We start from the raw sequence: 18015 nt of genomic DNA, 5'->3' as shown, positions 1-18015 counted from the left end.
CATTGCCGGATGGCGGCGTGACTCAATTAAGCCTGCAGATAAACCATCTGAGTTTGCAGGTACTCTTCCAGCCCATGACGACCATCGGCACCGCCAATGCCCGACTTACGCCAGCCCGCATGGAACCCCTGCATTGCTTCAAAGTTTTCACGATTGATGTAGGTTTCACCGAACTTCAGCCCTTTGATGGCCTTCATTGCGGTATTCAGGTTCTGCGTATACACCGATGACGTCAGTCCATAATCGCTGTCGTTTGCCATCGCCAGCGCCTCTTCGAGGGTGTCGAACACCACCACCGGCAGTACCGGACCAAAAGTTTCTTCATGCATGATGGCCATATCCTGGCGTACATCCAGCAGCAGCGTTGGCGGGTAGAAATAGCCCTTGCCTTCCACCGCTTTGCCGCCGAGCACCACACGCGCCCCTTCCGAGACAGCGCGCGCCACTTTGGCTTCCACACGCTCCAGCGCCGCACCGTTGATCAGCGGCCCCATTGCGATGTCGTTACGCTGGCCCGGATCACCGAACTGCACGGTTTTCATCGCTTCGCCAAGACGATTAACAAAGCGGTCGTAAATACCCTTTTGCACGTAAACACGTTCAGCACAGTTACAAACCTGCCCGGTGTTGATCACACGGGAATCAACAATGGCTTTTACCGCCAGCTCGAGATCTGCATCGTCCAGCACAATTGCCGGCGCTTTGCCGCCCAGCTCCAGGCACACTTTGGTGATGTTTTTCGCCGCAGCCGCCATGATTTTCTCACCCGCTACCACGCTCCCGGTCATGCTGACCATCGCCACTTTCGGGTTCCCGGCCAGCTCCTGTCCGACGGTTTCACCGCGTCCGAGTACTAAGTTAAAGACCCCTTTCGGTAGCCCCACTTCATGGACAATTTTGGCAAACGCAATGGCATTGTTCGGTGTGAATTCACTCGGTTTAATAACAATGGTATTGCCGGTGATCAACGCTGGTGCGAGCTTGCGGGCAATCAGGAAGAATGGAAAGTTCCATGGCAGGATCCCGGTCGTGACACCCAACGGACGCTTAAAGACAAAGATGTTTTCACCTGGGCGATCGCTTTGCAGAATTTCGCCTTCATAGCGGCGAGCCCATTCGGACATGTAGTCGATATAGTCAGCGGTGAAGTTCACTTCCACTTCTGCCAGTTGCTGAATTTTTCCACCTTCTGCCACGATAAGTGCGCTGATTTCACTGGCGTTGGCGCGAATACCCGCCGCAATTTTACGTAGCCAGCCCGCACGCTCGATAGCCGGTAACGCTTCCCAGGCAGGTTGCGCTTTGTCGGCAGCATCAATGGCACGCCGGGCATCGTCAGCGGTTCCGTCCGGAATACGCGACAGCAGCTCTTCTGTCGCCGGGTTGGTTACATCAATCCAGGCATCGCCCTGCCAGGTAACAAATTGACCATCAATATACATCGGGTGCTGTACGGGTGCTGTCATGAACTGCTCCTGTAATAACATTGTTTTTAACAAGTAAATTCGTTGTTAAAAATCTACAAGCGCACTGGGCTTTTCCCAGGATGACGGAGAGGATTTGTGAGTTAACTCATAAAAGAAAGGCTTTTTGGCAACAGAGGAATAACATTGCTTCAACAATGATTGCCCGTTTGCGTTGACCTTAGCGCAAACGGGCATGGGCTTATCCTATAGCACGACTGCCCATTGCGGACTGAAGAACCTCATCGGCCTGCAGGGTCTGCCAGGCTTTCTCAATATGGTTCGGGAAATCCACATGCACGATGAAGTCACGCCCATTCGGGCCATAGCCTTGTGCGTCATCGCGCAGTCGCGGCACTTCTCCCAGAATCAATGACAGATACCGCTCAACCGGCCAGAGACCGTCTGCCGGCGGCAGGAAGGTCAACCCATCACTGGTGTTGATGAGTTCCGGCACAAAGCCCGGGTAACTCAACCAGTGCGGTGCATCTTCGCACCCCGGGCTGATGCGGGCAAATGTCGCCATCGTGCGACGCTGCATCGTCGGGTCCTGCATCACTAACGCCGTGGTCAGTTTCATTCCGCGTGAGCAGATTGCATCGAGGGTAAACCGGGCATTCTCCCCGCAGTTGGTCGACTGGTCTTCAACAAGGATGTCGCCCGCCGGAATTGACCAGAAGCGTTGCGCGATTTCGGCGAGGATGGCCGCTTCGGTTTTGCCGGTGGTACGTAACACGTTGTACTGCGGGTGAGAGGCGACCGCGTGATACAGAAATGTGGTGGAGTGACCAATACCGCCGCTGATAATCAATGGCACATTCTGGCGCGAGGCAATATCAAATGCCGCATCAATCACCGGGATCACCGCATTACCCGCGAGGATGACCGCATCCGCACGTACCGGATCAGGTTTGCTGGCAAAGTCATTTTGTGCCAGCCACTGGCCCAGGGTATTGGCAGCCTTCAGGGTTTGTTCGGGCAAGCAGGGAAAAATCGTCATAGATAAAGACCTCATTTTTAAGCAACAATACAGCTTAGTTAAGCGGCGCTACATCGTAAAGTGCAAGAGAGATCACAAGTAAACTCCGTCCACCTTGACCCGCTATTATGCCGCCTGCGGCCATCACTTCGCTATCCCTTCCGTTCTCCTGTAAAAAATGGCGTCCTCTAATACACTTGAATTATTCACCGGGCTAACGGTAAACTCGTTAGAGATCTAACTAATTATCAGAAAAATGTATGGATAACCGCGATCTTACCTTTTCCCATTTGTTGTATTTAACGGCTCATCACTGGCGACTGGCTGTCGATCGCCGCCTGAAAGGATTAGGCATGAGTCAGGCAAGTTGGGTGGCCGTTGCGGCCATTGCACGCAACGATACCCCCCTTTCACAGAGTGAGCTGGCGCAAGAACTGGGGGTGGAAAATGCCACCCTGGTCCCACTGATTAACCGCCTGGTCGATCAACAACTGGTGCAGCGCGTATTGACCGAACAGGACAAGCGCAAGCGCCTGTTGGTCGCAACTGAGAAAGGTATGGCGTTGTACCACCAGGTCAAAACCGTGGCCGATGGCCTTCGTGAAGAGATAATGTCCGTCATCAGTCCCGAAGAACAAACTCAGACCCGCCAGGTGCTGGAAAAACTCTTGCGCGAAGTTGAGAGGAAGTAATGCGCCTGCCCAAAAGTGACCCTTATGCGCCCCGTGAATGGGCGCCCCACGAAAAGCCGATGCTGCTCGGGTCGCCTTCGACCCCGTTTCACAGTACACCGCGGCGGATTGCCTACGGCATAGTCGGCCTGCTGGTGTGCATGACCGGCGCGCTGGGTAATGCGATGGTGACCGCGAACCTGCAAAATCTACAGGGGACCTTTGCGGCCTGGTCAACGGAAATCGCCTGGCTTCCGGCGGTCTACGTCATGACCAACGTCTCCATCAACCTGCTGCTGGTGAAGTTTCGTCAGCAGTTTGGTCTGCGCGCTTTTACCGAAGGGTTTCTGGTGCTGTATGTGCTGGTGACCTTCTTTCACTTGTTCGTCAACGATCTCAGCTCCGCAATACTGGTACGCGCTGCACACGGCATGGTGGCAGCGGCGCTTAGCTCGTTAGGGATTTATTACCAGATTCAGGCCTGGCCCGCGAAACACCGACTCAAAGCGCTGACTATCGGGATCACCGGCTCTTCGCTGGCGATCCCCATTGCTCGCCTTTTCTCCACCGAGCTGCTGCAACTCGATGAGTGGCGCGGGCTCTACTTCTTCGAACTGGGGCTGGCATTAATCTCGCTCGCCTGCGTCGTGATGCTCAAGCTGCCGCCCGGCGATCGTAAACAAGTCTTCGAGAAGAAAGATTTTATTACCTTCTTTTTGCTCGCACCGGGCATGGCGTTGATTTGTGCGGTGCTGTCGCTCGGCCGCCTGGACTGGTGGTTTGAAGCCCCGTGGATAGGCTGGTCACTGGCGCTGGCCGTGGTGCTGATCGTCAGTGCCATCATTTTTGAACATAACCGCAGCAACCCGCTGCTCAATACCCGTTGGTTATCCAGCGGCAGTATTGTGCGGCTTGGCTTGATTATGCTGCTGATCCGCATCGTGCTGGCGGAGCAAAACACCGGCGTCTTCGGCTGGTTGCAGTACGTCGGTTTACAGAATGAGCAGATGACGCATCTGGCATGGTCAATTCTTGCCGGGATTGTCTGCGGCATCATCGCCAGTTGTTTGACCATCAAGCCCCAGCGGCTGGCCTGGCCCATTGTCACCGCCCTGCTGCTGATGATCATCGCCTCGCTGATGGATAGCCAGTCCACCAGCCTGACGCGCCCCGATCAGCTCATGTTCAGCCAGTTCTTGCTCGGTTTCGGCAGTGCATTCTTTCTCGCCCCGGCAATGCTGGCGGGCATTGGTGGCGTGGTTGCAGACCCGCGTAACCTGGTGAGTTTCTCGGTGCTGTTTGGCATGAGCCAGAATATCGGTGGCCTGCTCGGCTCAGCCATTCTTGGCACCTTCCAGACCTGGCGGGAGAAGTACCACTCCGTATTACTGGCCGAACAACTGACCACGCTCAATCCGGCAGTCAATGAGCGGCTACAGGCTTACACCCAGATGTACCAGAGCATGATCGGCGACAGCACGCTGCTGAATACCCAGGCGGGGCTACAGTTGCAAAATGTCAGCACCCTGGAAGCGAATATTCTGGCTTACAACGATACTTATCTTTTAACCGCCTCGGTGGCCGCCGCCACTCTGGTGTGGATCCTCTGGCGACTGCTGCGTTTGCGCATTACCGCGCGCATCGCCTTGCGTCGGGCAACAGGAACGAAGTAACAAGCGTGACATTTTTACTGGAGCATATATGAGTCAGCAGGACGCCGCTAAAGAGCGGGCTAATACCCGCAGTAACCTGCGTATTGTGTCAATTTTTGCCGCAGCCGCCATCGGCATTGTAGGGGTACTGGTCATTCTTTACGCCTGGCAATTACCGCCCTTTACCCGCCACAGTCAGTTCACCGATAACGCCTACGTGCGCGGATTGACGACCTTTATCAGTCCTCAGGTCAATGGCTATATCACCGAAGTGCCAGTCCAGGATTTTGTGCAGGTGAAGAAAGGCGACCTGATCATGCAAATTGATGACCGTATTTATCGTCAGAAGGTACATCAGTCGCAGGCTCAACTGGCGATGAAAATCGCCGCGCTGAATAACAATATCCAGCAGCGTAAAAGCGCCGAGGCTGTGATCAAGCGTAACGAAGCGGCTCTGGCCAGTGCGAAAGCACAGAATCAGCAATCGCAGGCGGATCTCAAACGCGTGAAAGCCCTGACGTCTGACGGTTCTCTCTCCATCCGTGAGCGGGATGCCGCCCTGGCAACTGCCGCACAGGGCAATGCCAGTATCGCTCAGGCACTGGCCACCCTGGAGATGTCGCAACAGGATCTGCAAACCACGATAGTTAACCGCGCATCGCTTCAAGCCGACGTGGAGAATGCCAAAGCCGCTCTGGAACTGGCCGAAATTGACCTGCAAAACACCCGTATTGTCGCCCCGCGTGACGGGCAACTGGGGCAGATTAGCGTCCGGCTGGGGGCCTACGTTTCTGCCAGTACCCACCTCACTTCGCTGGTGCCTGCCCAGCACTGGGTGATCGCGAATATCAAAGAGACACAGCTGGCAAATCTGCGTATTGGTCAGCCGGTGCGTTTCACGGTGGACGCCCTTGATGGGCGGGCCTTCCACGGACGCGTGCAAAGCATTTCACCGGCGACAGGCGTCGAATTCAGTGCGATTTCACCGGATAACGCCACCGGTAACTTTGTCAAAATCGCCCAGCGCATTCCGGTGCGTATCGAAATTGAAGGCAAGGCGGAGGAGCTGGCCCGCCTGCGTCCGGGGATGTCGGTACAGGTGAACATTGATACCCGGGAGACGAAACAATGACTGTTCGCCCGTTACTGATTAGCATTTGTCTGGCCCTTGCGGGCTGCCAGTCAGTGGATGTGAAACCTGCCCAACCCTCGTTGCAAATCCCCGCCGCCTGGCGCTCAGCCGCCGGTCCGGCACGCAACGTGGACAAAGTGTGGTGGCGCAGTTTTCACGACAATGCGCTGAATGGTTATGTCGATCAGGCTTTGCGATTCAACAGTGATGTCTTGATTGCCCGTGAACGAGTCAATGAATACCAGGCACGGGTCTATGGCGCAGAGGGCTCTCTTTTCCCGTCGCTGGATGCGGGACTCAACGGCACACGTGCCCGTTCGCAATCGGCCGCCACCGGTTTGCCCGTTTACAGCACACTCTATAAAGGCAGCCTGACGGCCAGTTATGACGTGGATCTTTGGGGTGTGAATCGCAGCACGGCTGATGCAGCGAGAGCGTCACTGGCGGCACAAAAAGCCGCTGCAGCGGCAGCCGATCTGACCGTTGCGTCGTCGGTTGCATCGGGTTACATCACGCTGTTATCGCTGGACGATCAGCTCAAGGTGACGCAATCCACGCTTCAGGCGCGTGAAGAAGCGCTGAAGCTGGCGCAGCGCCAGTTCGAAACCGGCTACAGCTCGCGCCTTGAACTGATGCAATCCGATTCGGAAGTGCGCGCGACCCGGGCGCAAATTCCCGGTCTCCAGCATCAGATCAGTCTGCAGGAAAATGCCCTCAGTCTGCTATTGGGTGCCAACCCAGGCAGTGTTGCCCGCACGCAGGGTCTGGATGCGCTGACGCCTCTGGTCTTGCCCGCCACGCTGCCTTCCACGCTGCTGAACCGCCGTCCGGATATCGCCCAGGCAGAACAGCAGTTGATCGCAGCCGATGCGACCCTGGCCTCCGCCCGCGCCAGTTTGTTGCCGTCACTGAATCTCACCGCAACGGGCAGCATTCAGGACCGCACGTTACCCGGTTTGCTCGACAATCCGCTCCAGTTATGGAGCGTGGGCGGCAGCATTTTAGCCCCGCTGCTTAACCGCCAGGCGCTGAATGCGCAGGTAGACGTGACAGCGTCACAACGAAATCAGGCGCTCTATACCTATGAAAAAACAGTAAGAAATGCGTTCAAGGAAGTGAACGACAGTCTGGACGCCATCACGCGCGTGCAAGAGCAACTGACGGAATTGCAGGGGCAGGCTGAGGTCGCCCAGGAGACATTACGTATCGCGCAAAACCGTTATCGCAACGGTTACTCATCCTACATTGATGAGCTGGATGCCCGCCGCACCCTGTTCTCCGCACAACTGAGCGTGGTGCAGGCAAAAAGCAACCTGTTACTGGCACAAATCGATTTGTATAAGGCACTGGGAGGCGGCTGGTCCGCATAGCAGGAAGGTGGCCCGGTAAGGTTTACCGGGCCAGATGGATCAGGCGACAATCTGCTCCATCGCCTGCATAACGCGCTTGTCAGAGACCGGGAACGGTGTCCCAAGCTGCTGGGCAAAGAAACTGACACGCAGTTCTTCAATCATCCAGCGGATAGCCTGTACGTCCTCGTCTTCACGACGCGCCGGTGGGAGTTTGTTTAACCACTGCTGCCAGGCCTGCTGCACCTGCTCCACTTTCAGCATCTGCGCCCGATCGCGATGTGGGTCAACGGCCAGTTTCTCCAGGCGTTTTTCAATGGCCTGCAGATAACGCAGCGTATCACCCAGACGGCGGAAGCCATTGCCGGTGACGAAACCACGGTAAACCAGCCCGGTCATTTGCGCTTTCACATCCGACAAGCCCAACGCCATGGTCATGTCCACGCGCCCTTTCAGGCGTTTGTTGATGTTGAACACTGCCGTCAGGATTTGTTCGACCTGTTTCGCAATTTCCACCACGGTTTCGTTGAGTTCGGCACGCACTTTCTCATGAAGCTTCGCAAACCCTTCTTCCGTCCAGACCGGACCGCCCGCTTCGTCTATCAATTTGTCGACACCGCAGGAGATACAGTCATCAATCAGATCCAGCACTTTGCCGTACGGGTTGAAGTAGAGCCCCAGCTTGGCTTTGTTCGGCAACTTCTCATGCAGGTACTTGATTGGCGAAGGAATATTAAGCAGCAGTAAACGACGCAAACCACGCCACATCGCCTGCTGTTGCTCCAGTGGATTGTCAAACAATTTGATGGCAACGCTGTCGCGCTCGTCCACCAGCGCAGGCCAGGCTTTCACCTTGTAGTTTCCGCGTTTTTGTTCGTAACTCTCTGCCAGAGTGCCAAAGCTCCAAATGTGCAACCCACTCTGCTCAATGCCATCATCGGCGACTGCTGAGAGGGTCTCCTGCACTTTGCCTTTTAGCGCATCTTTCAGCACCGTCAGATCACGTCCTTCCTGAAGTTTCTTATTTTTGTCATCCACTACACGGAACGAGATTTTCAGGTGATCGGGCACCTGATCCCAATGCCAGTCATCCCGGTCGATGGTATTACCGGTCATGCGACGCAGTTCGCGTTCCAGTGAATCCAGCAGCGGCAGTTCGAGCGGTGTCGCCCGCCCCAGGAAAGCTTCGGCATAGTTTGGCGCTGGCACAAAGTTGCGGCGTACCGGTTTCGGCAAGGATTTAATGAGGGCAATAACCAGCTCGCGGCGCAAACCAGGAATTTGCCACTCAAAACCGGCCTCTTCCACCTGGTTGAGCAGCGGCAGCGGGATATGCACCGTCACGCCGTCTGCATCGGTACCCGGCTCAAACTGGTAGCTGAGGCGCAGCTTGAGGTTGCCCTGATGCCAGAAGTTCGGGTAATCCAGCTTGCTTATCTTCTCTGCGCCCTCTTTGATGAGCATGCTCTTTTCAAAGTTGAGCAGATCCGGCGTGTCGCGACTGACGGTTTTCCACCAGCTATCAAAATGACGGGCGGAGACAACATCGTGGCTGATGCGCTGATCGTAGAATTCAAACAGCGTCTCGTCGTCGACCAGAATGTCGCGGCGGCGGGATTTGTGCTCCAGTTCTTCCACTTCAGCCCGCAGTTTGAGGTTGTCACGGAAGAAGGCATGACGCGTCTGCCAGTCACCTTCCACCAGGGCATGGCGGATAAACAACTCGCGGCACAGCGCCGGGTCAATCTGGCTGTAGTTCACGCTACGGGCTGCCACAATCGGCAGACCATAAACGGTCACTTTTTCGGTTGCCATCACCGCACCCTGCGAGCGTTCCCAGTGCGGTTCACTGTACGAACGTTTGATCAGGTGCTGCGCCACCGGTTCAACCCACTCAGGATCGATGCGGGCAGCAATGCGCCCCCAGAGACGGCTGGTTTCCACCAGTTCAGCGACGATCGCCCATTTTGGCGGCTTTTTGAATAAACCAGAGCCCGGGAAGATGGAGAAACGGGCGTTGCGTGCACCGGTAAACTCCTGCTTATCCGTGTCTTTCATCCCGATGTGCGACAGCAGACCGGTCAGCAAAGAGACGTGAATTTCGCGATATTCAGCCGGTTCGCTGTTTACCGGAATACCCAGCTCTTTCACCACCTGACGCAGCTGGGTGTAAATGTCCTGCCATTCACGTACGCGCAAATAGTTGAGGAAGTCCACACGACACTGGCGACGAAATGCATTCGACGACAGCGCTTTTTGCTGTTCGCCCAGGTAGTTCCACAGGTTCACAAAGGCCAGGAAGTCTGACTCTTTGTCATGGAAGCGGCGGTGTTTTTCGTCGGACGCCTGCTGTTTGTCCATCGGACGTTCACGCGGGTCCTGAATCGACAGCGCGGAGGTGATGATCATCGCTTCACGCACGCAGCCGTGTTTTTGCGCTTCCAGCACCATACGGGCCAGACGCGGATCCACCGGCAACTGGCTCAACTGGCGGCCCTGGGTCGTCAGTTTATAGGCCGTATGCTGCTCATCCGTGGTGATAGCACCCAGCTCTTCAAGCAGACGCACGCCGTCCTGAATATTGCGTTTGTCCGGCGCTTCAACAAACGGGAACGCGCCGATGTCGCCCAGATCCAGTGCGGTCATCTGCAAAATGACCGAAGCCAGATTGGTACGCAGAATTTCCGGGTCGGTAAACTCCGGGCGCGACAGGAAATCGTCTTCAGAATAGAGGCGAATACAGATCCCTTCGGACACACGCCCGCAACGTCCTTTACGCTGGTTCGCCGAGGCCTGAGAAACTGGCTCAATCGGCAGACGCTGCACTTTTGTGCGGTAGCTGTAACGGCTGATACGCGCCGTACCCGGGTCAATAACGTACTTAATGCCCGGCACGGTCAGAGAGGTTTCCGCCACGTTGGTCGCCAGCACAATGCGCCGCCCGCTGTGGGACTGGAACACACGGTTCTGTTCACTGTTGGACAGACGCGCATACAGCGGCAGCACTTCGGTGTGCCGCAGGTTCAGCTTGTTCAGAGCATCGGCGGTGTCACGAATTTCACGTTCACCGCTCATGAAGATCAGAATGTCACCCGGCGCTTCACGGCCCAGTTCATCGACCGCGTCAAAAATAGCCTGCAACTGGTCGCGCTCGGTATCGTCTGCCTCTTCGACAATCGGGCGATAGCGGACGTCAACCGGATAGGTTCGCCCGGACACTTCAATAATCGGCGCATTGTTAAAGTGGCGCGAGAAACGTTCCGGATCGATGGTCGCCGAGGTGATGATGATTTTCAGGTCCGGGCGACGCGGCAGAAGTTCTTTCAGGTAGCCAAGCAGGAAGTCGATGTTCAGACTGCGTTCGTGCGCTTCATCGATGATGATGGTGTCGTACTGCATCAGCAGGCGGTCCTGCTGAATTTCCGCCAGCAAAATACCGTCGGTCATCAGCTTGACCATCGTGTTGTCGCTGACGTGGTCGCTGAATCGCACTTTATAACCAATGCAACCACCCGGCTCCGTTTGCAACTCTTCGGCAATACGGTTCGCCACGGTGCGTGCCGCCAGACGACGCGGCTGGGTGTGGCCAATCAGCCCTTTCACCCCACGTCCAAGATCCATACAAATTTTTGGTAACTGGGTGGTTTTACCGGAGCCGGTCTCACCCGCCACGATCACCACCTGGTGGTCACGAATGGCTTCCAGAATGTCTTGCTTCTTCTGACTGACCGGTAAATTTTCAGGGATAGGTAATGGACGGACGCGACGCCTCACGCAGCAGAACTTTCTGTGCCGCTTCGGCGATCTCCCGGTGCATTGTCTGGAAAACAGCCTGTTGTGATTCAGGATTTTTAACCTTCTTCACGCCCTGCAGGCGGCGGGCAAAGCGCTGTCTGTCACGTAGCATCAGCGTATCGAGCTGGCGGTGAAGATCGGCGAGGGTCAATTTTTGTTGTTCTGTCATAATCTTATCGGGCAGAGCACTGCCGGAAAACTTCTCTTTATCTGATTGGGCGTAGAATACCACAACGCGTTATTTCATTTCTTGTTCAAGAAATTCGAACATAGGATTCGATATATTGCGCTATTCACGCAGCAGTTTTGTGAATAGAGTGTCACCTAACAACGGGGCATGCACCCCATCTTAAATAACAAGGATACACCCATGAGCAAAGTATTAGTTCTTAAATCCAGTATTCTGGCAGGGTACTCGCAGTCTGGTCAGTTGGCTGACTATTTTGTTGATCAGTGGAAAGCAAAACACGCCGCTGATGAAATTACCGTTCGCGACCTGGCCGCTAACCCAATCCCGGTACTGGATGGCGAACTGGTAGGCGCGCTGCGTCCTTCTGACGCTCCGTTGACCCCGCGTCAGCAGGAAGCGCTGGCACTGTCCGACGAGCTGATCGCCGAACTGAATGCCCATGACGTTATCGTCATCAACGCCCCGATGTACAACTTCAACATCCCGACGCAGTTGAAGAACTATTTCGACCTGGTGGCTCGCGCTGGCGTGACCTTCCGTTACACCGAGAAAGGACCAGAAGGTCTGGTGACCGGTAAACGTGTGGTTATCGTTTCCAGCCGTGGCGGCATCCATAAAGATAGCCCGAGCGACCTGGTTGCACCGTACCTGAAACTCTTCCTGGGCTTCATTGGCATTACCGATGTGAACTTCGTGTTCGCAGAAGGCATTGCTTACGGTCCGGAAGTGGCTACTCAGGCACAGACCGACGCGAAAGCCGCTATCGACAGCCTGGTGGCTGCGTAAGTGCTGCCCCCCTTCCGCTTCGGCGGAGGGGGCATTTATTTCTCGCCCGCCTTCAGCTCTTCGTAACGCAAATACCCCACCACGCCGTGACTTCCACCATCTTTGGGATGATTAACGCCGTCCATCACTGCTACGCTTGCAAAATCAAACGGTGACACATTTTCAATGCAGGCCACGTTAACACCGTACTGTTCCGTGTTTGAACGCCGCTGATGAAACGTGTATATCCCGCAAACGGAGCAGAAGAAATGCACCGCGGCGCCAGAGTTAAATCGATATTCGGTCAGCTTATCCTGCCCGCGGATCACCTTAATGCCGGAAAGCGGTGCCGAAACCGCGATCGCCCCACGCATGCGGCAAAAAGAGCAGTTGCAGCGGCGGATAGTATTGAACCCATCGCTGAGTTGGACAGTAAAGGCCACTGCACCACAGTGACATTGAGCGTTAACTTTTTCCGGCGTAGCAATAGCAGTCATGGTCTGATTTCCAGTAAAACGTTATGCGGCAACACCGGTTACGGATTCTGCTTATCCAGCAGCGCTTCCACTTCTTTATCCGCTTTGATGTTGATGTCGTGTTCAATTTTCACGTTCATGTTGATGGTGATCGGCTCTTTCGGTGCCGCCACTTCAATGCGCGGCGTGCAGGCCGCCAGCGTCAGGGTCATCATTATCACTGGCAGAAATTTCATTGGTCTTCCTCACACACTTTTCCGTTTGCACAGGGCACCCTGGGCAAGGTGGCATTCTGCTTAAGCAGTGACTGAAGGTTGTCACCGAATCGCAGACTACGCCACAATTCAAAGACATTCTCTTCATGGGTATAGTTCAGGTTCACGGTATTGCTTTTTCCTTCAACAAAGCTGGTGCCTTTGATGGCGGCCTGCATTTTCAGCACACCTTTCCTGTCCAGTTCCAGTTTTGTCCAGGAGCGCGAAATTTCCATATAACGCAGCCAGTTAATCGCCACGCCAGCGGCCATATTGTCTTTGACCAGCGCGTCGGCGGTGTCTTTATCGACGCGTAAGGTCATCGGGCCAGGGTTGTGCAGCCAGCCATCTTTGATTATCCAGTCATTATTGTTATCGAGCCATAGAGGCAGCGCGCCATTAAAGGGACCGGACATCGCAAACTGTTTGGGGTTGATGGCGCTGATCAGTTCGCTGGAGGAAATATTCTGCAACCGCAGCAACGCGGGATCGTGCTGCGGCAGACGCAGCTGGCGCATCGTGACTTTACCGCCCAGCACGTCGATACTGACGTCGCTCAGTTGTAGCGGATTCTCTTCGCTCCACGGGTAATTGCCTTGCAGATCTGCCGCAATATTTTTGGCCGTCACCTGGTTTACAACTTCACCAATGCGCAAGGAGACCGGCCTGCGCGTTCCCAGTTGCCAGTTCCCTTCGCGATAGCGGAACGGCAGCACAAAATCGACGCCCGAGATTTGGTTATCCGGCATCCAGGCGCTGCCACCATGCAGGACACCATGCCCACCGGCTTCAAACCCCTGCCCGGCTGCGGCTGAAAAGGCCACCTGCGCGTACAATTCGCCTCCCAGCAGGTTCATTTTTGACTCGGGCGGCACCAGGGGCTGGAAAACGGTCAGTGACTGGCGTGGCCACCAGGCTTGACCACGTAAACGCACACCGTCCCAGCGTCCGTTGACCCGCACCGGTCCAATTTTATCCGCACGTAAATCCCCCTTAAACTGGAAGAACGTCGGTTCACTTCCTTCTACATTAAAGGTGAGTGTCGAAGGGGGTAGCACACTGCCGCCGGTAAAAGTCGTCTGCCCGGCATCCAGCGTCAGTCCACCGCCAAAGAAGGGATGATCGTTGTCACGCAGCCAGCGAACCGGTTCATTGAGCACCAGACGCGGAGTACTGACGCGCATGGTGCCGTATTGCAACTGGTCAAAGCCCGTCGAGAGTTCACTCAGTTCAATAGTTTTATCACGCCATTCGCCTCGTCCGGCTACATCCCAGCGGGCATTCATCGGTGTGAAGTTGCCGTCGCCCCAGTAGCGCCACTGCCAGAGGCCCTCGTCCGGTAAGAAGTCCTGCGCCCGGCCATCAAGATGAAGAGTGAAATCACCCATGCTGTTTTCATGGGCACGTAATATCGCCTGTAATCGGCCATCCACGCCATGCTGAGTCACTTTCACTCCTGCCAGCGGCCAGCGAATTTCATCGATGTTCAGATCCTCAATGACCCGACCACGTGAACGCAACAGCGCACCTGGTGTAAAGGCGAGCTGCGGATCGCTTAACCCCCCGGTCAGAGCCGCAGGCAGCACAGCATAGAAGGTCATTTCACCCTGCTTGGCTTCACCGGTGAGTTGCAGCGGCATGTCCGTGTCCACCATGCTGAGGCGCCCCGGCCCGATAGTCAGCACGGCGTTACCTTTGCCTGCATCGCCCTGGGTCAATACGTTGAGACGTCCGCTGATTTGTGCGTTTTGCAGCCCTTTTTGCCAGTCATCAATCTGCACCCCAACTCGCCCACTTAACGGGAAGCCTTGATAAGGCCAGTTCCAGCGCCCATCGCTGATGATCAAACGCTCCCGCGTGGCCTGCCAGGGCAGATCAAGGATCGGTTCAGGGTTATCCCGGGCCATCACAATCAGCTGCCCTTCGTTGTCTCGCCATTCAATGTCAGCATCGACCAGCCCGGGTTGCGTCGGCAAGGTTAAGGTGGTCTGCGCATGGCCATTAACCGGCACGCCTTCTGGTACTTTAGGTAGTGTGAACTCACCGCCTAAGGTAATCGGAGGTTGGTTTTCCAGCAGTCCGATCTGCATTTTCTCCAGCGTCATTACCTGACCACGCAGCTTTGCGCTCAGGGAGATCTTTTCACCGTTGTAGTGGAGCACCTGTTGCTCTTCAGACAATGCCAGCGAAATTTTGCCCTGCCACTCCTGCCAGGGAGAGACCGTGAAACGATCAATATTGACCCAGGTTTTGGGCAACATGGATTGCCACTCGGCCAACGTCTTAGGCGCCGCTGGCGAGGGTTCCGTTTCAGGTAGCTTGTTCAGGCAGGTGGTATTGAGATCCAGAGAGTCAATATCGAGTTTCCAGCGGCTGGGGTGCGTTAACGCTGCACCTTTGATCAATGCCAGCGGGCAGTCATCAATCAGATAACGCAGATCGGGGATCTGTAAAGAATGCCGGGTAAAACGCGGGCTCTCTTCCAGCGCAATGCGCGTACCAACTGGCAACCAGATGCCCACCAGCGTGGGCACCCAGTATGCGAGCGTCATTAGCAGCGTCAACGGCAGCAGTATAAATAGCAGTATCAGCGCGAGTGCGGCTTTGTATTTACCCTTCATGGGCAGTTAATATCCTGATTTTGCATATGATTAAGCCGATTCTGGCCGGTATTGTTGCATGTTTAGCCTGGCAAAAAAAGTTGCTGCCCGCTTTAAGCGTAGATGTTTTAGAATGAAGTATATGTCTCTGTTTATAAAATATTTTTTATAATTTACATGATTATTTGAATCATGCTAATGTGGATACAAATCTGATGGAGAAAGTCTTATGAAACTCGCGGTATACAGCACAAAGCAATACGATAAAAAGTATTTGCAGCACGTGAACGAGAAGTTTGGCTTCGATCTTGAATTTTTCGACTTTCTGCTCACTGAAAAGACAGCAAAAACGGCCAACGGCTGCGAAGGTGTCTGCATTTTTGTAAATGATGATGGTAGCCGTCCGGTACTTGAAGAGCTGAAAAAGCATGGCGTGAAATTTATCGCCCTGCGCTGCGCCGGCTTCAACAACGTGGATCTTGACGCGGCAAAAGAGCTGGGTTTACAGGTTGTACGCGTTCCGGCCTACTCACCGGAAGCCGTTGCCGAACATGCCATTGGTATGATGATGGCGCTTAACCGCCGCATTCATCGCGCGTATCAGCGTACCCGTGATGCTAACTTCTCCCTTGAGGGGCTGACGGGCTTCACGATGTTCGGTAAAACCGCCGGGGTGATCGGTACCGGTAAAATCGGCGTTGCCGCTCTGCGTATCCTTAAAGGCTTCGGGATGCGTCTGCTGGCCTTTGATCCCTACCCGAGTGCCGCCGCGCTGGATTTGGGCGTGGAGTACGTTGATCTCACAACGCTGTTCTCCGAGTCGGACGTTATCTCTCTGCACTGTCCACTGACACCGGAAAACTACCACCTGCTAAACCAGACGGCTTTTGATCAGATGAAAAACGGGGTGATGATCATCAACACCAGCCGCGGGGGTCTGATTGACTCTCAAGCAGCGATTGAAGCACTGAAAACCCAAAAAATCGGTGCGCTTGGCATGGACGTCTATGAGAACGAACGCGACCTGTTCTTTGAAGATAAATCCAATGATGTCATTCAGGACGATATCTTCCGCCGTCTGTCAGCTTGTCACAACGTGCTGTTTACAGGTCATCAGGCATTCCTTACCGCCGAGGCATTGATCAGCATTTCCGAGACGACACTTGGCAACCTGAGCCAACTGGAGCGCGGCGAAGCCTGTCCTAACGCCCTGTTTTAATCTCTACATTCCCCTCTTCGGAGGGGAATCGTTTCAGAAAATCCCCGGTGACAACCTCGTCCCGCCTGTTAAAATCCCGCCGTTACGTTAGAAAAGTCTTAGAGGAAGTGATGAAAAAATTGATTATCCTGGTGGCCTTAAGCGTCTTGCTGACGGGCTGTGTGCGCAGCGGTGCCAATAATGTGTCCGTAAAAGCGGAACAACTGGCCGGACACCGTTTTGTGCTGGACGCCGTCAATGGGCTGGCGGTTGAACCAGGTGAACACCCGGCAGAAATCAGCTTTGATAAAGAGATGAAAATCTCTGGCTACATGTGCAACCGCTTTACCGGTCAGGGCAAACTCTCTGAAGGTAAGCTGACCGTCAAGAACATGGCGATGACACGCATGTTATGCGTAGACGCCCAGCGCAACGAGCTGGATAACACCCTCAGTAGCGTACTGAATACCGGTGCTCAGGTTGACCTCACGGGTAATCAACTCACCCTGAACACGGCTGAAAAAACGCTGATTTTTACGCTGGCGGATAACGCTCAGTAAGAACCGCAGGTTCCGGCGGCAAGCGACTGTTCACTACAGCGTTTGCCGTTTGGTAAAGCACACATGCCGACAGCCGTCCCATCAAGTTGACGAGCAACCGATAATGCCCCTCCGATCATGGCACAGTTGGCTTCCCCACCACTGGACATTGCCGCTCTTAAACCTGGTGCTACATGCGCAGCCGTTGCTTGTTGAACCGGCTCATTGCTGCACGCAGAAAGTAATAATGCGGCACACCCCACCCAAAACGCTGAACGCATTTCTCATCCCCCGAAGATTTAGCAAAACCTAAGCATCATAGGCAGCGCAACCCGGTACGTCGAGAGTGCAAACGCACCTTTATGCGCTTTAGCAACATTTTGATGCGATTTTTTGCTCAATGGCTGGTTGATGAGGCGCAATGACGGAATTTGAGTACCGGGAGAGAGGGAGGGTAAATGGTTAAAAATCCTCTTTTTCACCTGCACCATTTTGCTGAAGTGCTTTGATGATCACCTTACCTTCCGTAAGCGCAGACTCCTGTTCGAGGACTACGTTGACCAGTTCTTCAATGGCCGCAGCGGCGGTGAGTACCAGCTTTTTTTCCACTACGCACTCTTCGCGCTCATCCTCGACAACTTTCTTCAGGTGTTCAGCGTAAGCCTGATAGGTTCTGATTGGCATCGTCCATTCCCTTTTCTTTATTTACTGCCACTATAAACAATCGATACCATGAATAAGTCGTATGTAGGGGCTTTTAGGATTAATGCGAATACGCTTTCAGACGATTACCTAATACCTAATTCCCGTCATTCTGCCCCACGTATAAAAAAGCCTGTCCCGGAGAACCGGCTTCAGGACAACAAACCAGGTTGTGGCTATACACTGCCTGGTTTTAATAAGCAGTTAACATGATCCCTGATGTTACAGACCAGCCCCGCCACTACTGAAA

14 protein-coding genes and 1 pseudogene are annotated in these 18015 nt (G+C 54.6%); 7 read left to right on the top strand and 8 right to left on the bottom strand.

The window, feature by feature from the left end:
• Nucleotides 1-26: 26 nt before the first annotated feature.
• Both aldA and AC5JPW_RS25080 read right to left on the bottom strand, forming a co-directional pair.
• On the bottom strand, nucleotides 27-1466 hold the full coding sequence (aldA, locus tag AC5JPW_RS25085; RefSeq protein WP_494244146.1) for an aldehyde dehydrogenase: 1440 nt from the start codon (nucleotides 1464-1466) through the stop codon (nucleotides 27-29).
• 199 nt (nucleotides 1467-1665) lie between these two features.
• Nucleotides 1666-2463, bottom strand: a complete 798-nt coding sequence (locus AC5JPW_RS25080; RefSeq protein ID WP_494244145.1) for a YdcF family protein — start codon at nucleotides 2461-2463, stop codon at nucleotides 1666-1668.
• Nucleotides 2464-2702: 239 nt separating this feature from the next.
• Here AC5JPW_RS25080 and AC5JPW_RS25075 point away from each other — a divergent pair, with 239 nt between their 5' ends.
• The 4 genes from AC5JPW_RS25075 to AC5JPW_RS25060 are packed head-to-tail and all read left to right on the top strand — an operon-like array spanning nucleotide 2703 to nucleotide 7267.
• The gene (locus AC5JPW_RS25075; RefSeq protein ID WP_494244143.1) at nucleotides 2703-3134 is read left to right on the top strand and encodes a MarR family winged helix-turn-helix transcriptional regulator; all 432 of its coding nucleotides are present in this window, start codon (nucleotides 2703-2705) and stop codon (nucleotides 3132-3134) included.
• Nucleotides 3134-4786, top strand: a complete 1653-nt coding sequence (locus AC5JPW_RS25070; RefSeq protein ID WP_494244142.1) for an MFS transporter — start codon at nucleotides 3134-3136, stop codon at nucleotides 4784-4786. The genes AC5JPW_RS25075 and AC5JPW_RS25070 overlap by 1 nt, the downstream gene beginning before the upstream one ends.
• A 28-nt stretch (nucleotides 4787-4814) precedes the next feature.
• On the top strand, nucleotides 4815-5897 hold the full coding sequence (locus AC5JPW_RS25065; RefSeq protein WP_494244141.1) for an HlyD family secretion protein: 1083 nt from the start codon (nucleotides 4815-4817) through the stop codon (nucleotides 5895-5897).
• Complete coding sequence (locus tag AC5JPW_RS25060) at nucleotides 5894-7267, top strand: efflux transporter outer membrane subunit (RefSeq protein ID WP_494244139.1); 1374 nt, start codon at nucleotides 5894-5896, stop codon at nucleotides 7265-7267. The genes AC5JPW_RS25065 and AC5JPW_RS25060 overlap by 4 nt, the downstream gene beginning before the upstream one ends.
• Nucleotides 7268-7306: 39 nt before the next feature.
• On the opposite strand, the pseudogene hrpA reads toward AC5JPW_RS25060, so the two are convergent.
• Nucleotides 7307-11210, bottom strand: a pseudogene (gene hrpA, locus AC5JPW_RS25055) (ATP-dependent RNA helicase HrpA).
• Between the two features lie 201 nt (nucleotides 11211-11411).
• Between hrpA and azoR the strand changes: the two are divergent.
• The gene (azoR, locus tag AC5JPW_RS25050; RefSeq protein WP_494244137.1) at nucleotides 11412-12017 is read left to right on the top strand and encodes an FMN-dependent NADH-azoreductase; all 606 of its coding nucleotides are present in this window, start codon (nucleotides 11412-11414) and stop codon (nucleotides 12015-12017) included.
• A gap of 35 nt (nucleotides 12018-12052) precedes the next feature.
• On the opposite strand, the gene AC5JPW_RS25045 is transcribed toward azoR, so the two are convergent.
• The 3 genes from AC5JPW_RS25045 to AC5JPW_RS25035 are packed head-to-tail and all read right to left on the bottom strand — an operon-like array spanning nucleotide 12053 to nucleotide 15347.
• On the bottom strand, nucleotides 12053-12493 hold the full coding sequence (locus AC5JPW_RS25045) for a GFA family protein (RefSeq protein ID WP_494244135.1): 441 nt from the start codon (nucleotides 12491-12493) through the stop codon (nucleotides 12053-12055).
• Nucleotides 12494-12531: 38 nt separating this feature from the next.
• On the bottom strand, nucleotides 12532-12708 hold the full coding sequence (locus AC5JPW_RS25040; RefSeq protein ID WP_494244133.1) for a YnbE family lipoprotein: 177 nt from the start codon (nucleotides 12706-12708) through the stop codon (nucleotides 12532-12534).
• Nucleotides 12705-15347: a YdbH family protein gene (locus AC5JPW_RS25035; RefSeq protein WP_494244132.1), complete on the bottom strand. Its 2643-nt coding sequence runs from the start codon at nucleotides 15345-15347 to the stop codon at nucleotides 12705-12707. The genes AC5JPW_RS25040 and AC5JPW_RS25035 overlap by 4 nt, the downstream gene beginning before the upstream one ends.
• Nucleotides 15348-15555: 208 nt before the next feature.
• Here AC5JPW_RS25035 and AC5JPW_RS25030 point away from each other — a divergent pair, with 208 nt between their 5' ends.
• Nucleotides 15556-16545: a 2-hydroxyacid dehydrogenase gene (locus tag AC5JPW_RS25030; protein ID WP_494244130.1), complete on the top strand. Its 990-nt coding sequence runs from the start codon at nucleotides 15556-15558 to the stop codon at nucleotides 16543-16545.
• A 110-nt stretch (nucleotides 16546-16655) separates the two neighbouring features.
• Entirely contained in the window at nucleotides 16656-17084 is a 429-nt protein-coding gene (gene hslJ / locus AC5JPW_RS25025) for a heat shock protein HslJ (protein ID WP_494244128.1), read from the top strand.
• On the opposite strand, the gene AC5JPW_RS25020 is transcribed toward hslJ, so the two are convergent.
• Both AC5JPW_RS25020 and AC5JPW_RS25015 read right to left on the bottom strand, forming a co-directional pair.
• Nucleotides 17078-17344, bottom strand: coding sequence for a putative hemolysin (locus AC5JPW_RS25020; protein WP_494244127.1), 267 nt, complete (start codon nucleotides 17342-17344; stop codon nucleotides 17078-17080). The two genes, hslJ and AC5JPW_RS25020, sit on opposite strands and share 7 nt — an antisense overlap.
• A gap of 181 nt (nucleotides 17345-17525) precedes the next feature.
• Nucleotides 17526-17747 carry a hypothetical protein gene (locus AC5JPW_RS25015; RefSeq protein WP_494244125.1) on the bottom strand — a complete coding sequence of 74 codons (222 nt, stop codon included), beginning with the start codon at nucleotides 17745-17747 and terminating at the stop codon, nucleotides 17526-17528.
• Nucleotides 17748-18015: the final 268 nt, after the last annotated feature.

This window comes from Phytobacter sp., assembly GCF_059074235.1.
The sequence above is the reverse complement of the archived record's forward strand: the minus strand, read 5'-3'. Positions and strand labels throughout refer to the sequence as shown.

Excerpts from the sequence above, each read along its gene's own strand:
- azoR (WP_494244137.1), top strand. The coding sequence starts at position 11,412 with ATGAGCAAAGTATTAGTTCTTAAATCCAGTATTCTGGCAGGGTACTCG.
- AC5JPW_RS25030 (WP_494244130.1), top strand. The coding sequence starts at position 15,556 with ATGAAACTCGCGGTATACAGCACAAAGCAATACGATAAAAAGTATTTG.
- AC5JPW_RS25020 (WP_494244127.1), bottom strand. The coding sequence starts at position 17,344 with ATGCGTTCAGCGTTTTGGGTGGGGTGTGCCGCATTATTACTTTCTGCG.
- AC5JPW_RS25070 (WP_494244142.1), top strand. The coding sequence starts at position 3,134 with ATGCGCCTGCCCAAAAGTGACCCTTATGCGCCCCGTGAATGGGCGCCC.
- AC5JPW_RS25035 (WP_494244132.1), bottom strand. The coding sequence starts at position 15,347 with ATGAAGGGTAAATACAAAGCCGCACTCGCGCTGATACTGCTATTTATA.
- AC5JPW_RS25075 (WP_494244143.1), top strand. The coding sequence starts at position 2,703 with ATGGATAACCGCGATCTTACCTTTTCCCATTTGTTGTATTTAACGGCT.
- AC5JPW_RS25060 (WP_494244139.1), top strand. The coding sequence starts at position 5,894 with ATGACTGTTCGCCCGTTACTGATTAGCATTTGTCTGGCCCTTGCGGGC.
- AC5JPW_RS25080 (WP_494244145.1), bottom strand. The coding sequence starts at position 2,463 with ATGACGATTTTTCCCTGCTTGCCCGAACAAACCCTGAAGGCTGCCAAT.
- AC5JPW_RS25040 (WP_494244133.1), bottom strand. The coding sequence starts at position 12,708 with ATGAAATTTCTGCCAGTGATAATGATGACCCTGACGCTGGCGGCCTGC.
- AC5JPW_RS25015 (WP_494244125.1), bottom strand. The coding sequence starts at position 17,747 with ATGCCAATCAGAACCTATCAGGCTTACGCTGAACACCTGAAGAAAGTT.
- AC5JPW_RS25045 (WP_494244135.1), bottom strand. The coding sequence starts at position 12,493 with ATGACTGCTATTGCTACGCCGGAAAAAGTTAACGCTCAATGTCACTGT.
- AC5JPW_RS25065 (WP_494244141.1), top strand. The coding sequence starts at position 4,815 with ATGAGTCAGCAGGACGCCGCTAAAGAGCGGGCTAATACCCGCAGTAAC.
- hslJ (WP_494244128.1), top strand. The coding sequence starts at position 16,656 with ATGAAAAAATTGATTATCCTGGTGGCCTTAAGCGTCTTGCTGACGGGC.
- aldA (WP_494244146.1), bottom strand. The coding sequence starts at position 1,466 with ATGACAGCACCCGTACAGCACCCGATGTATATTGATGGTCAATTTGTT.